This window comes from Nocardia sp. GCM10030253, from assembly GCF_042675075.1.
Classification (GTDB): domain Bacteria; phylum Actinomycetota; class Actinomycetes; order Mycobacteriales; family Mycobacteriaceae; genus Nocardia.
In genome coordinates this window covers 444257-458900 of record NZ_JBHTDL010000004.1, presented here as the reverse complement: position 1 = coordinate 458900, position 14644 = coordinate 444257, and the positions used below count along the sequence as shown (strand labels likewise).

Below are 14644 nucleotides of genomic sequence, written 5' to 3'. Positions count from 1 at the left end.
GTGGGCCCGCGAACGAGGCGGCCGGTAAACGCACCGGAACGCGGACCGGTGACCGGGGCGCGGTGCAGGCCGCCGGGTCTGTGGGCGGGCGTGCGCAATCGAACAAAGGCGGCGCGGACCGTGCGGCTGGGCGTCCCGCATCGAAAGGTACTGCGCGGCAGAAGGACTCGAAGGCCGGTCGAGATGAGCGTGCTTGGGCCGCCGCGGTGGATCCGGTGCGGCTCGTTGCGCTCGATGTGCTGCGGGCGGTTCGTGAGCGCGACGCGTACGCGAATCTCGTTCTGCCAGCGCTGCTCAGGGAGCGCAAGATCTCCGGTCGGGATGCCGCGCTGGCCACCGAGCTCGCGTATGGCACCTGCCGGTCGCGGGGTCTACTGGATGCGGTGATCGTCAGCGGTGCCGGTCGGTCGGTCGACGAGATCGATGGTCCGCTGCTCGATGTGCTGCGGTTGGGTGTGTATCAGCTTTTGCGCACTCGGATCGGGGCGCATGCGGCGGTGGACACCTCCGTGGCGCTCGCGCGTGCCGAATTCGGTGCGGGCAAGGCGGGATTCGTCAACGCGGTGCTGCGCAGGGCGGGCGAGAAATCCGTCGACCAGTGGGTGGACACGCTCGCACCGCGAGATCCGATCGGCCGGTTGGCCTTCGAGTTCGCGCATCCGACCTGGATTGCGCAGGCGTTCGCGGATGCGCTCGGCGCCGAGGCCGGCGAGCTGCGAGAGGTCCTGGCGGCCGACGATGCTCGCCCGATCGTGCACTTGGTCGCGCGCCCCGGTGAGATTACCGCCGAGGAGTTGGCGCTGGTGACCGGCGGCGAAGAGGGCCGCTGGTCGCCCTACGCGGTGTACCTCGAGGGCGGCGGCGACCCCGGGAAACTGGAGCCGGTGCGCGAGGGCATGGCGACCGTGCAGGACGAGGGTAGCCAGTTGGTCGCACTCGCCCTCACCCGCGCCCCGCTGGACGGTCCCGACAACGGCCGCTGGCTCGATCTCTGCGCGGGTCCGGGCGGCAAGGCGGCGCTGCTCGGCGCTCTCGCCGCCATCGATGGCCACCGCGTCGACGCGATCGAGCCGGCCGAACACCGCGCCGAGCTCGTCCGCAAGGCCGTGCACAACCTCCCCGTCGACGTGCACGTAGCCGATGGTCGCAGCAGCGGTCTGACTCCCGGATACGACCGCATCCTGGTCGACGCACCCTGCACCGGCCTCGGCGCCCTGCGGCGCAGGCCCGAAGCCCGCTGGCGCCGCACCCCCTCCGACGTGGCCGACCTGGTGGTCCTGCAACGCGAATTGCTCTCCGCCGCATGGGATCTCCTGCGACCCGGCGGCGTCGTGGTCTACTCGACCTGCTCGCCACACCTGCAGGAAACCGTCGCGATCGTCGCCGACGCCGTACGCCGCACCGGAGCAACCCAGCTCGATGCCCGCGACCTCCTCCCCGGCGTCACCGACCTCGGTGACGGCCCCGGCGCGCAAATGTGGCCACATCGCCACGGCACCGATGCGATGTTCCTTGCGGCACTGCGCAAACCAGTCGAGTAGCAACCCGAGTGGGCCGAGTCGCCGCCCCACAACCGGGCGGCGGCTCGACAACCAACCGCCTCATCGCACTGGACGTTATGAGCTTGTGGGCTGGAACAATCCGATGTGGCGTGTTCAGTCCCGTGCGGACTGCTCACGCAGCCGGGCAAGGGTTTTCGCCAGAATACGGGAGACGTGCATCTGTGAAATGCCCATGCGCTGGGCGATCTGGGTCTGCGTCATCGACTCGAAGAACCGCATCGTGAGGATGCGGCGTTCGCGTTCCGGCAGGCCGGCCAGCAGCGGCCGGATGGCGACGTATTCCTCCACCCGGTCGAACTGGGATTCCTCCTCACCGAGGGTGTCCAGTAGCGAGGCATCGGTGTCGCGGCCGAGCGAGGCGGCATCGATGGAGCTCGGCTGGTAGGCGTTGCCCGCGATCACAGCCTGGGTCACCTCGTCCGGATCCACGTCGAGCTCCGCCGCGATCTCCTTCGCGGTGGGGGACCGACCCAACGACTGGGAGAGTGCATCGATGGCGGCGCCGATACGCAGATGCGTTTCCTTCACCCGGCGCGGCACCCGCATCGCCCAGGTGTTGTCGCGGAAGTACCGACGGACCTCGCCCATGATGGTCGGTACGGCGAAGGACAGAAAGTTCGAGCCACGCGAGACGTCGAATCGGTCGACCGCATGCACCAACCCGACTCTCGCGACCTGGGTCAGATCGTCGAACGGTTCACCGCGCCCACTGAATTTGCGGGCGATGTGATCGGCGAGCGGAATGCAGCGGCCGATCAGCTGAGCGCGCAGCGCGGTGTGTCTCGCGGTGCCTGGCGTGCTTGCGGAGAGTTGCTCGAAGAGTGCGGCGACGTCGTCGTATCCGCCGCTCGATCCGGCTTCTTGGAGGGTTTCGGCCACCTCGGCGGAATCCTCCACCGGGGCGGGTTCGACCTCTTCCTCGTCTTTGTCCTCGGCATCCGACACAACGTTCTCGTCCGGCGCAACCTTCTCATCCGACACGGCGCCTTCGTCGGACACAGCGGTTTTGTCCGACACAGCGTTGCTCTTGTCAGACACAGCGTTTTCGTCCGCCACTACGCTTTCCCCCGGACCCGACGGAACTCCACCGTCGTCGGATATCCGGAGACGGTCGAATCGTACGAATCCTGTTTTGCCTCCACCGCATCGGTGAGCGTGCGCAGTACATGCCACCCGAAGCTGCGCTGATCCGGCAGCCCCTCGTTGCCCGCCACTCCGCTGACCCGCACCAGCAACTCGGTCTCACCGACGGTGAACCGACAGTGCAGGCTGGTGTCCGGCGCCGCGACCGCGATGAGCGTCGAGCACACCTCGTCCACCGCGAGCCTGATGTCGGCTACCTCGTCCAGGGTGAAATCGCTGAGCAGGACGAGGGTTTCGGCGAGCCCACGCACAATGGGCAGCTGTGTCACCGACGCAGCCACCCGAATCTCCACCGGGGTGCTGTAAAGCCCCTGTTCCGCCGAAATGTTGATCACCCTATGCAGGCTACCCACTCCCGGCCGAGGCAACCCTCACTACCGTTAGACTCCCGCGGTGTGTCCCCTTCGACGTTTTCACGCCCGGCCGCTCCGATGATCGCCCCGTCCATCCTCTCCGCCGACTTCGCGCACCTCGCTGACGAGGTAAAAGCGGTGGAGGGCGCCGATTGGTTGCACGTCGATGTGATGGACGCGCACTTCGTTCCGAACCTGACGATCGGGCTCCCGGTGGTGGAGAGCCTGTTGAAGGCGACCGACATTCCGCTCGACTGCCATCTGATGATCGATGACCCGGGCCGCTGGGCGCCGCCGTATGCCGAGGCGGGCGCGCATAACGTCACCTTCCACGCCGAGGCGACCGACGATCCGATCGCGGTGGCCCGCGACATTCGTGCTGCGGGGGCCAAGGCCGGGCTCTCGGTGAAGCCGAACACTCCGATCGAGCCGTACCTGGAGATCCTGCGCGAGTTCGACACCCTGCTGGTGATGAGCGTGGAACCCGGTTTCGGCGGGCAGTCCTTCATCGCGCACGTGCTGGAGAAGGCGCGGATAGTGCGTAGGCTCGTCGACGCGGGTGAACTGCGGCTGATCGTGGAGATCGACGGCGGCATCAACAACGACACGATCGAAGCGGCGGCCGAGGCCGGAATCGACTGTTTCGTCGCCGGGTCCGCCGTCTACAACACGGCCGATCCCGCCGCCACCGTGGCAGCGCTGCGGCAACGGGCTGCCGCGCTGCGCGTCTAGTCGCTCGGGCGTCCGGTCTCACGGCGCCCGAATCTCTTTACGATGCGCGAACTTTCATGGCGCCGAGGGCGCGGGTCGCTTCGACGACCGCACTGAGCGGCGGCAGCGTGGTTGCGTTCTCCGGCGGCTGGATCCAGGTCCGGTAGCCGGTGCGCTCGTCATCCGGTGACGGAAGCACGACCTGGCTTCCGGTGCAGGCGACGGTGGCGTACAGCCGGAACAGCTCGGCGGACACGGCGGTGCTGAGTGTGTCGGGCCGGGTGGGTCCGGTGATGAACGTCCAGCGTCTGGCGCGCGGGTGGTGCACGACCGGCGCGGCGATCTGGGATTGGGTGAGCTTCTGCTGTACTCGCTCGCCGAGATCAGCGGGCATCGTGATGGCACCGTAGTGCGTGCCTATGTGCAGCAATATGCGGCGCGACGTCGGATCGATTGATGCCGGCATATGGAATTCGCGCCGATACTGCACGCAGCGAACTTCCAGCGTCGAATCGAGAAGTGTGGTCACGCAACACCCCCAAGTGTGTTGAACATGAATTGACCCAATGTGCTGTCTATTTGACCCACGGCGCTGTTTCGTCTTCCTCGAGTGGTGGATTTCCCTGGATCGAACTCCCTGGGGCCGCAACGGACCTCGGGTCGAACCGCTCCGCACTGAACTGCTCGGGTCGAAGTTGAACGTAAGGAATCAGCTACATAACAATATTGCATCCAATTTTGCTCCGACGCAAGCTCGCGGTGTAAGCGAGTGTCGGCTGGGTACCCATCCAAATCCGACATTATGAGCCGTGAGTGAAATTCTTCCGCTCGGTATGGGAAATGCGACTCAATATTCATCGCCGATAGGTAAATGGCGATATTTCCGCATGCTTATTCAGCATCTGGTCGCGAACAACCGCGGGCGTCGTGTTCGAGGCGATCGCACCAGCCTCGTGGTCTGCTTCTGTCAGGTGCTGCCGGGTCGAGGTTTCGCCCGGCCGCTGGATGGAACCGTGGTGGCCGCGCCGATCCTGCCTCATCGCGCGGTGCCCTCGCCTGCTCGTCCAAGCGCAGGACTGACGACGGGCGCGATCTGCTGCGCACATTAGGCTGGGAGCGCACCGACCGCGGGAATAGCGGCCCGGTCCGAGCTGTTCCGCAACCGGTAGAAACGACGCGACAGGGAGTCAAGGCATGTTCACAGGCATCGTCGAGGAACTCGGCGAGATCGTCGCCACCGAGCAGTTGGCCGACGCCGCTCGACTGACGATCAGGGGCAAGCTGGTGACCTCCGATGCCGGACACGGTGATTCGATCGCCGTGAACGGGGTCTGCCTGACCGTGGTCGACGTGGTCGACGGCGACTCGTTCACCGTCGACGTCATGCAGGAGACGCTGCACCGCTCCAGCATCGGCGGCCTCGGCGCGGGCTCGCGGGTCAACCTGGAGCGGGCCGCGGCGCTCGACAGCAGGCTCGGCGGGCATCTCGTGCAGGGACACGTCGACGGCACCGGCACCGTGCTCGCGCGCACTCCCTCGGAGAACTGGGAGGTCGTGCGGATCTCGCTGCCGGACCCGATCGCCCGCTATGTCGTGCAGAAGGGCTCCATCACCGTCGACGGCATCTCGCTGACGGTCTCCGGCCTCGGCCTCTCGGATGAACCGGCCGCCGACGGCAATCGTGATTGGTTCGAGGTTTCCCTGATCCCGACCACCCTCTCGATGACCAACCTCGGTGCCGCGACGGTAGGCACCACGGTCAATCTGGAAGTGGACGTGATCGCCAAATACGTCGAGCGCCTCCAGCAACGCGGCTGACCGGCCGGGCGCGTATGCGCCGCCGGAGACATACGGCCGAGGCCGTAGTGTTAGTGACGCACCCTTTTCGAGATGGAGCACAGCAGACGTGACCAGGTTCGACACCATCGAGCGCGCAGTCGCCGATATCGCCGCTGGTAAAGCGGTCGTCGTCGTGGACGACGAGGATCGCGAGAACGAGGGCGACCTCATCTTCGCGGCGGAAAAGGCGACGCCCGAGCTGGTGGCCTTCATGATTCGCTACACCTCTGGTTACATCTGCGTGCCGCTGACCGGTGACGACTGCGATCGGCTCGGCCTGCCGCCGATGTACGCGATGAACCAGGACAAGCACGGCACCGCCTACACCGTGTCGGTCGATGCCCGCGAAGGCATCACCACCGGCATCTCCGGCGCGGACCGCGCAACAACCATGCGGCTGCTCGCCGCGGCGGAAGCGAAGGCCGACGATTTCACCAGGCCCGGCCACGTGGTGCCGCTGCGCGCCAAGGACGGTGGGGTGCTGCGTCGTCCCGGCCACACCGAGGCCGCGGTCGACCTGTCCCGGATGGCTGGCCTGCGTCCCGCCGGTGTGATCTGCGAGATCGTCAGCCAGAAGGACGAGGGCCATATGGCCCGCACCGAGGAGCTGCGCGTCTTCGCCGACGAGCACAACTTGGCGCTGATCTCGATCGCCGACATGATCGCCTGGCGGCGCAAGCACGAGAAGCACGTGATTCGGGTCGCCGAGGCGCGGATCCCCACGGCGCACGGTGAGTTCATGGCCGTTGGCTACCAGAGCATCTACGACGAGGTCGAGCATGTCGCGCTGGTGCGCGGCGACATCACCGACGGCGAGGACGTGCTGGTGCGGGTGCACTCGGAATGCCTCACCGGTGATGTGTTCGGCTCGCTGCGCTGCGACTGCGGTCCGCAGCTCGACGCCGCGCTGGAGATGGTGGCCCAGGAGGGGCGCGGTGTGGTGCTGTACATGCGCGGGCACGAGGGCCGTGGCATCGGCCTGATGCACAAGCTGCAGGCCTACCAGCTGCAGGATTCCGGTCACGACACCGTCGATGCGAACCTGGAACTCGGATTGCCCGCGGACGCCCGTGATTACGGCACCGGCGCGCAGATCCTGGTCGACCTCGGTATCCGGTCGATGCGGCTGCTCACCAACAATCCGGCCAAGCGCGTCGGCCTGGACGGCTATGGGCTGAAGATCACCGACCGCGTCCCGATGCCATTGCGCGCCAACGCGGAAAACCTGCGGTACCTGCGGACCAAGCGGGACCGGATGGGCCATGACCTGATCGGCCTCGACGAGCTCGACCTCGGCGAGACCGCACAGTGACCCACGCTGTCGACGAGAGCCCGAAAGGACTTCGATGAGTGGTACCGGCGTACCGACATTCGCGCTCGAGGATGCCAAGGAGCTCAAGCTCGGCATCGTCGCGTCGCGCTGGCACACCCAGATCTGCGACACGCTGGTCGCGAACGCGGAGCGGGTCGCCAAGGAAGCCGGCGTCGCACACGTGACAGTGGTGCGTTGCGCGGGCGCGATGGAGCTGCCGGTGGTGGCCCAGGAGCTGGCCCGCACGCATGACGCGGTGGTCGCCCTCGGTGTCGTCATCCGCGGTGGCACGCCACATTTCGAGTACGTCTGCGACGCGGTGACCGCCGGACTGACCCGGGTCTCGCTGGACGCGGGCAAGCCCGTCGCGAACGGTGTACTGACCACCAACAACGAGGAGCAAGCCCTGGACAGGGCCGGGCTGCCCGGATCCGCCGAGAACAAAGGTGAACAGGCCGCCGCGGCCGCGCTGGACGCCGCGCTGACCCTGCGCACCCTGCGTCAGTCCGCGTAGGCCGATGCCAGTCGTCCGGATCTGGCGAAGGAACCCGCACGCTGGGAAAGCCACGCACGCCGCTTCGGCTGCGGCACAGGGCGACACACCCGAGTGGGAACTCGAGGTGCGCCCGCGTCGCTCGGTCCGCACCGCCTGGATCGTCGCGGTGCTACTGGCCGCGTTCTTCATCGCGGGCGGCATCTGGCTGCGCACCGGCTCGACCGGCGTGAACTTTCGACCCGCCGATCAATTGGCGATGATGGGCATCGGCCTGCTCGCCGCCGCCGCGGTGTTGCTGTTGACCAGGCCCCGCCTGCGCGTCGGTGCGCGCGGAGTCTCGGTCCGAAACATCCTCGGCGACACCGAGTTCCCCTGGGAACACATCCGCGGCGTCTCCTTCCAGGATAAAAAGTCCTGGGCCCGCCTGGAACTGATCGACGACGACTACGTCCCCCTGCTCGCCATCCGGTCCAATGACAAAGAGCACGCGGCCCGCGCCCTGGATCGCCTCCGCGAACTCGGCGCGAAATACACCGCCCCGCCCGCCGAATAATGCTGCGTCACTGATCGCCGCAACGATTCCGGCGCACACCTGCGAACTCACCTGGTGGCCAGCAGACCGCTGGCGCCGAGTGGCACAACTGTGTGCCACTCGGTGCCGGCAACCGAGACAAGAAGAGCGCGAGCTGCCGGTCTGAGCTGCTCGCGCTCTTGCGTTTCCTATGCTGAGGTCGGCGGATTGCGATTTCCGAAAGCTGGTGTCCGAGTTCGGGAAGTGCTCCCCGAACTCGGACACCGATCGGTCAGTGTGTGTCGCCGAGGACAGCGCCTTCGCGGCGGGGGTCGGCGCCGCCGACCCAGCCGCTTGTCCCGTCGCGCTGCAAGGCGCTGAGCCCGCTGGTCTGTGGCGCAACCGAGACCTGGTGGCCCAGTTCGCGTAGGCGGAGCACCAGCGGGTCGTGGTCACCGCTATCGGTGGCGTTGATGGCCGGGTGTTCGCCGCCGACGTTGGTGGCCGGAGTGTTGGCCGCGCCGAAGTCGACGCCGGATACCGCCTGCTGCGGGTCGAGGCCCCAATCCAGCACGCCGATGAGGGACTTCAGCACGAACTGGATGATCACCGAGCCGCCGGGGGAGCCGACGACCTGGGTGAGGTCACCGCGGGAGCCGTCGGCGGCGCGATCGAAGACCAGGGTGGGGCTCATCGAACTGCGTGGACGCTTGTTCGGCTGCACACGGTTGGCCACCGGCGCGCCGTCGGTGCCGAGCGGATCGGCGGAGAAATCGGTGAGCTGATTATTGAGAACGAATCCGTCGACCAGATGGAACGAGCCGAACGCCGCTTCCACCGTCGTCGTCATCGAGGCGGCGTTGCCGTACTTGTCGACCACCGAGATGTGGCTGGTGCCGTGCTCGGGCGGCTGCGGGCCGACGCCGACCGGGACCGGGCCGAAATCACCCGGCTGCGCGGTGCCCATGCTGCGACCGGGATTGATCAGCGAAGAACGCTGCTTCAGGTAGTCCTTGTTCAGCAGCGTCTGGGGTGAATTGCCGGGCAGCGGAATGAAATCCGTATCGGCCACGTACTTGTTGCGATCGGCGTAGGCGAGCCGCTCCGCCTCCGAGATGAGGTGCACGGCCTCGGCCTTCGGCTTACCGCCGTTGCGGTCGATACTGTCCGGCCGCAGTGCGGCCAGGTCGAAGTTCTCCAGAATGCCGAGCGTGGCGGCGACGGCGATGCCGCCGGAGGACGGTGCGGGCATTCCGCAGATCTCGTGGGCGCGGTAACCGGTGCACAGCGCGGACCGCTTCTTGGGCTGGTAACCGGCCAGGTCGTTCGCGGTGATCAGGCTCGGGGTGCGGCCGCCCGACGCGGAAGTGGCCGCATCGACGATGTCGCGGGCGATAGCGCCGGTGTAGAACGCCTGCGCGCCCTCGGAGGCAATGGCGCTCAAGGTCTTCGCCATCGCCGGGTTGGCCAGCTTGGTACCGGCGGGTTTGGCGGAGCCGTCAGGGTTGAGGAAGTACGCCTTCGCGGCCTCGTCGATGGCGAGATCCTTGGCCGAATCGGCGATCTGCCCTGCCAGTCGCGGGCTGATCGAGAATCCCTGATCGGCCAGCGATACGGCGGGATCGAACAGCTCGCGCCAGCCGGTCTTGCCGTGTTCCTGATGTGCGAGTTCCAGCATGCGCAGCACACCGGGGACTCCGATGGAGCGGCCGCTGGCGCGGGTGTTCGGCTTGGGTTCGGTCCGGTCGGTGTCGCTGACCCAGCGCAGATAGTTCTCGGTGGCGGCCGCGGGCGCGACCTCGCGCCCGTCATAGGCATCGACCGTCTTGGCCGCCGCGTCGTAGTAGAGCAGGAACGAGCCGCCACCGATCCCGGACGCCTGCGGCTCCACCAGACCGAGCACCGTTTGCGCGGTGATCAGCGCATCGGCCGCGGTGCCGCCGTTGTTCAGCACCGCACACGCGGCCTCGGTGGCGAGGGGGTTGGCTGTCGCGACGGCGTACGAACTGGTCCGCACCGCGGTCATATTGCTGCGGTACCCGGACGCGATCTCAGGGTTGGTGCTGATGTTCTGCGAGGTGGTGGCACCCGCTGCGCCGGGCGCGGCCGTCACCGGCGTCCCATTCGGCACACTCGCACATGCCGCCGCCTTGCCGCTATCGGACGAACAACCTGTCACCAGTCCCACCGTGAGGATCAGGGCCGCGCAGGCCCCAGTCCAGATGTGTCGCACGCGCATCCACGGACTGTATCGCCCCGCCGCCGCCCACAGCGCGGTTTTCCCCGCCGCTGGGAAGGTCGTGACGGTCGGTAGGCTGGCTCGGTGACGGTAGCCGCGGTGCTCTTCGACTTTTCCGGGACGCTGTTTCGGCTGGAGGATGACGAATCCTGGGCCGATGACCTGATCGACACCGATGGGCAACCGTTCGATGTGCACGAAACGGCCGAGATCATGCGGCGGATGACGGCCCCGGTCGAGCAGTACGTGCAGTTCGATGCCGAAGGCCAGATCGCTTGGGAGCAAAGGGATCTGGATCCACAACTGCATCGGAAGGCCTATTTCGAGGTGCTGCGGCAGTCCGGGGTGCCGACGGTGCGGCAAGCGGAGCGGTTGTACGGCAGGCTCGTCGACCCGATGTCGTGGACACCGTATCCCGATACCGAGGATGTCCTGAAAACGCTCGCGGCACGGGATATTCCGGTCGGCCTGGTCAGTAATATCGCCTTCGACGTGCGCCCCGCCTTCGCCGCGCGGGGTTGGGACCGGCTGGTCGGCAGCTTCGCGCTGTCCTTCGAGATCGGTGCGGTCAAACCGGATCCACGAATCTTCCGCACCGCGCTCGACGAGCTCGGTGCGCCTGCCACCGCGACGCTGATGGTCGGTGACAGCGCGGAGGCCGACGGCGGCGCGACCACCCTCGGATGCCGCTTCGCCCTCGTCGACCCACTGCCGACAGCCCAGCGCCGGGACGCGCTGCTGCGGGTTCTGGAGCATTACGAACTCGGCTGATCGAACGCTCGCTATCGGGGCCCGTGTGCGGGTGATATAGACAGACCAGCTTGAATGTGTCCTGCGTCACAGTAGTGCGGGATAGCAATGCCTGGGCCACCGCACAGATTTACCGTGCGAATTGCGTGCCCGTCGGGGGTGTCGCTGGTTTCATCGTTGAAATGGGGGAGCGCCGTGTACGCGGACTCTTCTGCGGAGAATCATGCCATCGCGGTGGCCATCCGAATGCTGGGTGGCACGCCCGTGCAGGTTCGTGAAGCCCGTGAGGCCGCCTGGGGCATGGCGGGATTCGGAATCGCCTATCCGGCGATCATGGGCCTGATCATCGGTGCCGACGCGGCAAGGGCGGCGTCGATCCAGTTCTCCCTCAGCTGGATATTGGGGCTTGTCGCCTTCGGATTCGCGGGCCGCCGGTACCGGGCGGACACCATCGCGATGGTGTTGGCGATCCTGCAGGCCGTCGTCTGCTTGCGAGCCCACGACGACGCCATTCCATCCCTGCTCTGGATTGCGACGGTGCTGTACTCCATGGGTGTCTGCGCGGCCATCGCCTATTTGCTTCGGCGACCCGTGGCAAAAGCGTGGTTTGCCACGGGTGTCTCACGACCGATGTGCTGAGCGAAGGGTTTCCGCCGCTCAGCGCCCTCGTCGGCGAGTGTCATAGCGGCAGCTTCCGTCGCGACACGGGACACATTGTGGGGCTTGTATTTCGTGGCGAATCGGTGGGCGATCTTCTTGCCGCTGCGCGGAGATATGTCACGTGGGTCACATTATGTCGCCCGTTGAACGTCGCTGTGGGCCTCATCATAAGCGCACTTACTCGATTGTAAGCAGAGCGAACGTTCCGATAGCGTCCGATTTGCACGTCGGTAAGGCTGTGGCACAAAGCTCGATGAGGAGTGATCGTGGTTTCGAATGTTGCTGTCGTGGACAACGCGAAAGCTGTTCCGGTAGTCGGGGATTTGTCCAAGGTTCGCCGAATGGTCGATGCCAGCACCACGATCCGCCATTTCTTCAGATTCGCCGTCGTCACCTCGAACATGCCCGATGCGGTGCGCAGGGTGCGGCTGGGGGCTGGGTTCTTGGTGGCTTTCACCCTCGGCCATTTCCTGCTCGGCCTGCTCGACAATGTCGAATCCGCAAGTGCCAGTTCCGCTGAGTTCTTCGCCAGCTGGGTGCTCGCCGCCAACGTCCTGATCTTCGGGCTGCGGGAACTCTGGGTCTGGGTGACCGCCGTGATCCTCGCCAGTGTGCAGATTTTCATCGGAATCTTCACGATCATCACCGGGCTGCCGTCTCAGGTGGGAGTCCTCCCGGTGCTCGCGGTCGTCCTGGGCGCGGGCGCGATCGTCGCGCTGCTGTTCCGTTCCGCGTCGACCGGATGGTTCTTCCGCACGGCGGTCTGATCGGGCCATTCCTCTCGTAGCGACGGTGGCGCGGTTGGTGGGTGTCGGCCCCGCTCGGCCTGTCGGACCCGCTCGATAGGCTTGATGGGTGGCAGATCCAGCGACGTACCGGCCTGCGCCCGGCACGATTCCCGTCGAACCCGGCGTGTACAAGTTCCGGGACTCCTACGGGCGGGTCATCTATGTCGGCAAAGCCAAGAGCCTGCGCAGCAGGCTGAACTCGTACTTCGCCGACGTCGCTTCACTGCACCCCCGGACCAGGCAGATGGTCACCACCGCCGCGAGTGTGGAGTGGACGGTCGTCTCGACCGAGGTCGAAGCGCTGCAGCTGGAATACAACTGGATCAAGGAGTTCGATCCGCGCTTCAACGTCCGCTACCGCGATGACAAGTCCTATCCGGTGCTGGCGGTCACTCTCGACGAGGAGTACCCGCGGCTGTTCGTCTATCGCGGCGCGCGCCGCAAGGGCGTGCGGTACTTCGGCCCGTATGCGCACGCCTGGGCGATCCGCGAGACGCTCGATCTGCTGTTGCGGGTTTTCCCGGCGCGCACCTGCTCCAATGGAGTCTTCAAGCGGCACAACCAGATCGGACGCCCGTGCCTGCTCGGCTACATCGACAAATGCTCGGCGCCGTGCATCGGCAGGGTCAGCGCCGAGGAGCACCGCGACATCGTCGATGACTTCTGCGATTTCCTCGCCGGACGCACCGACCGGATGGTGCGCCAACTGGAACGCCGCATGCTCGACGCCGCCGAAGATCTCGACTTCGAGACCGCCGCCCGGCTGCGTGATGACGTCCAAGCGCTGCGCCGGGCGCTGGAGAAACAGGCCGTCGTGCTCGGCACCGGCACCGACGCCGACGTGATCGCCTTCGCCACCGACGAGTTGGAGGCGGCGGTGCAGATCTTCCATGTCCGCGACGGTCGGGTGCGCGGCCAGCGCGGCTGGGTGGTGGACAAGTCCGGCGATGCCATCGACGCACCGGAGTTCGGTGGCGAAATGGCCGCCCTGGTGGAGCAGTTCCTCACCCAGTTCTACGGCGAGCAGGTGGCGCAGGTCGAGCAGGGCGAGGACGAGCAGCCCGCGAACGTGGTGCCGCGCGAGGTGCTCGTCCCGGATCTGCCCGCCGACGCCGAGCAGATCCAGGAATGGCTGAGCAGGCTGCGCGGATCGGCGGTGCACCTGCGGGTGCCGCAGCGTGGGGACAAGAAGGCGCTTGCCGAGACCGTGCAGCGCAACGCGATGGAGGCGCTCGCCCAGCACAAGCTCAAGCGCGCGGGGGATCTGACGTCGAGATCCCAAGCTCTGCAAGATATTCAAGACGCACTCGATCTCGACAGCGCGCCGCTACGAATCGAATGTGTGGATATCAGCCACGTGCAGGGGACCGATGTGGTGGCGTCGCTCGTGGTGTTCGAGGACGGTCTGCCGCGCAAGTCCGAGTACCGCCACTACGCGATCAAGGAGGCCGCGGGCGACGGCCGCTCGGACGATGTCGGCAGCATCGCGGAGGTAACCCGCCGCAGGTTCCTCCGGCTGCGCCGCGACCGGGACGCCGCCGAGCGCAGCGAACTGGACGCCGCCCCGGGCACCGTCGTCGTGGCGGAACGCACTGAGCTGGAGGTCTCGGCGTCCGGCACGGTCGTCGACCTCGAAGCAATGATGATCGACCTCGAATCCGAGGACGCCGAAGCTGAACCCACCTCGCGACCCGGCATCGATCCGCGCACCGGACGCCCGAAGAAGTTCGCCTACCCGCCGAACCTCTATGTCGTCGACGGTGGTGCACCTCAGGTCGCCGCGGCGGCCGAGGTGCTCGACGAACTCGGCATCACCGATGTCGCGGTGATCGGCCTGGCCAAGCGACTGGAGGAGGTGTGGGTGCCGGGGGAGACCGACCCGGTGATCATGCCGCGCAACAGTGAGTCGTTGTATCTGTTGCAGCGAGTCCGCGACGAGGCACACCGATTCGCGATCACCTTCCACCGCAGCAAGCGTTCGCGGCGGATGACCGCGTCCGCCCTGGACTCGGTGCGTGGTCTGGGCGCGGCGCGGCGGACCGCGTTGGTTACCCACTTCGGTTCGGTGGCCAAGTTGAAGGAGGCGACGGTCGAGGAGATCACGGAAGTGCCGGGTATCGGCGTGGCGACTGCCAAAGCGGTACTTGCGGCGCTTCGAGAGGAGTAATAAGGAACAGCGTCCTCGGAACCGCCGGAAGTTCCGTGTCGCCTACGTTGTGTGTCTGCGCCCGATACCGGAACCGGTGCGGGATGATCGACAGGCACCTGAAACAGATCCGG

General features: G+C 66.5%; 15 protein-coding genes. 11 read left to right on the top strand and 4 right to left on the bottom strand.

Annotated features, from left to right (window positions below):
- Nucleotides 1-80: 80 nt before the first annotated feature.
- The gene (locus ACFQZZ_RS06185; protein ID WP_378676413.1) at nucleotides 81-1541 is read left to right on the top strand and encodes an RsmB/NOP family class I SAM-dependent RNA methyltransferase; all 1461 of its coding nucleotides are present in this window, start codon (nucleotides 81-83) and stop codon (nucleotides 1539-1541) included.
- Nucleotides 1542-1655: 114 nt separating this feature from the next.
- Here ACFQZZ_RS06185 and ACFQZZ_RS06180 read toward each other — a convergent pair whose 3' ends face one another.
- Together ACFQZZ_RS06180 and ACFQZZ_RS06175 are read right to left on the bottom strand one after the other, a co-directional pair.
- Nucleotides 1656-2441 carry an RNA polymerase sigma factor SigF gene (locus ACFQZZ_RS06180; protein ID WP_378676411.1) on the bottom strand — a complete coding sequence of 262 codons (786 nt, stop codon included), beginning with the start codon at nucleotides 2439-2441 and terminating at the stop codon, nucleotides 1656-1658.
- Nucleotides 2442-2617: 176 nt separating this feature from the next.
- Nucleotides 2618-3040 carry an ATP-binding protein gene (locus tag ACFQZZ_RS06175; protein WP_378675201.1) on the bottom strand — a complete coding sequence of 141 codons (423 nt, stop codon included), beginning with the start codon at nucleotides 3038-3040 and terminating at the stop codon, nucleotides 2618-2620.
- A 96-nt stretch (nucleotides 3041-3136) separates the two neighbouring features.
- Between ACFQZZ_RS06175 and rpe the strand changes: the two genes are divergently transcribed.
- On the top strand, nucleotides 3137-3790 hold the full coding sequence (rpe, locus tag ACFQZZ_RS06170; protein ID WP_378676408.1) for a ribulose-phosphate 3-epimerase: 654 nt from the start codon (nucleotides 3137-3139) through the stop codon (nucleotides 3788-3790).
- Nucleotides 3791-3827: 37 nt separating this feature from the next.
- Here rpe and ACFQZZ_RS06165 read toward each other — a convergent pair whose 3' ends face one another.
- Nucleotides 3828-4298, bottom strand: coding sequence for a hypothetical protein (locus tag ACFQZZ_RS06165; protein WP_378675198.1), 471 nt, complete (start codon nucleotides 4296-4298; stop codon nucleotides 3828-3830).
- Nucleotides 4299-4578: 280 nt separating this feature from the next.
- Here ACFQZZ_RS06165 and ACFQZZ_RS06160 point away from each other — a divergent pair, with 280 nt between their 5' ends.
- The 5 genes from ACFQZZ_RS06160 to ACFQZZ_RS06140 all read left to right on the top strand — a co-directional run bounded on the left by ACFQZZ_RS06160 (nucleotide 4579) and on the right by ACFQZZ_RS06140 (nucleotide 7969).
- Complete coding sequence (locus tag ACFQZZ_RS06160) at nucleotides 4579-4878, top strand: hypothetical protein (RefSeq protein ID WP_378675195.1); 300 nt, start codon at nucleotides 4579-4581, stop codon at nucleotides 4876-4878.
- Nucleotides 4879-4963: 85 nt separating this feature from the next.
- Nucleotides 4964-5587, top strand: a complete 624-nt coding sequence (locus ACFQZZ_RS06155) for a riboflavin synthase (RefSeq protein WP_378675192.1) — start codon at nucleotides 4964-4966, stop codon at nucleotides 5585-5587.
- An 88-nt stretch (nucleotides 5588-5675) separates the two neighbouring features.
- On the top strand, nucleotides 5676-6920 hold the full coding sequence (locus ACFQZZ_RS06150; RefSeq protein WP_378675189.1) for a bifunctional 3,4-dihydroxy-2-butanone-4-phosphate synthase/GTP cyclohydrolase II: 1245 nt from the start codon (nucleotides 5676-5678) through the stop codon (nucleotides 6918-6920).
- 34 nt (nucleotides 6921-6954) lie between these two features.
- The gene (gene ribH, locus ACFQZZ_RS06145) at nucleotides 6955-7434 is read left to right on the top strand and encodes a 6,7-dimethyl-8-ribityllumazine synthase (protein WP_378675186.1); all 480 of its coding nucleotides are present in this window, start codon (nucleotides 6955-6957) and stop codon (nucleotides 7432-7434) included.
- Between the two features lie 4 nt (nucleotides 7435-7438).
- Nucleotides 7439-7969 (top strand): PH domain-containing protein, encoded by a 531-nt coding sequence (locus tag ACFQZZ_RS06140; RefSeq protein WP_378675183.1) that lies wholly within the window; start codon nucleotides 7439-7441, stop codon nucleotides 7967-7969.
- 250 nt (nucleotides 7970-8219) lie between these two features.
- Here the strand turns inward: ACFQZZ_RS06140 and ACFQZZ_RS06135 are convergent, their stop codons facing one another.
- The gene (locus ACFQZZ_RS06135; RefSeq protein WP_378675180.1) at nucleotides 8220-10166 is read right to left on the bottom strand and encodes a gamma-glutamyltransferase family protein; all 1947 of its coding nucleotides are present in this window, start codon (nucleotides 10164-10166) and stop codon (nucleotides 8220-8222) included.
- Between the two features lie 84 nt (nucleotides 10167-10250).
- Between ACFQZZ_RS06135 and ACFQZZ_RS06130 the strand changes: the two genes are divergently transcribed.
- From ACFQZZ_RS06130 to uvrC, 4 genes are all read left to right on the top strand, one after another.
- Nucleotides 10251-10937 (top strand): HAD family hydrolase, encoded by a 687-nt coding sequence (locus tag ACFQZZ_RS06130; protein WP_378675177.1) that lies wholly within the window; start codon nucleotides 10251-10253, stop codon nucleotides 10935-10937.
- A gap of 156 nt (nucleotides 10938-11093) precedes the next feature.
- Nucleotides 11094-11555, top strand: coding sequence for a hypothetical protein (locus ACFQZZ_RS06125; protein WP_378675174.1), 462 nt, complete (start codon nucleotides 11094-11096; stop codon nucleotides 11553-11555).
- 287 nt (nucleotides 11556-11842) lie between these two features.
- On the top strand, nucleotides 11843-12343 hold the full coding sequence (locus ACFQZZ_RS06120) for a hypothetical protein (RefSeq protein WP_378675172.1): 501 nt from the start codon (nucleotides 11843-11845) through the stop codon (nucleotides 12341-12343).
- Nucleotides 12344-12431: 88 nt separating this feature from the next.
- Entirely contained in the window at nucleotides 12432-14531 is a 2100-nt protein-coding gene (gene uvrC, locus ACFQZZ_RS06115; protein WP_378675169.1) for an excinuclease ABC subunit UvrC, read from the top strand.
- Nucleotides 14532-14644: the final 113 nt, after the last annotated feature.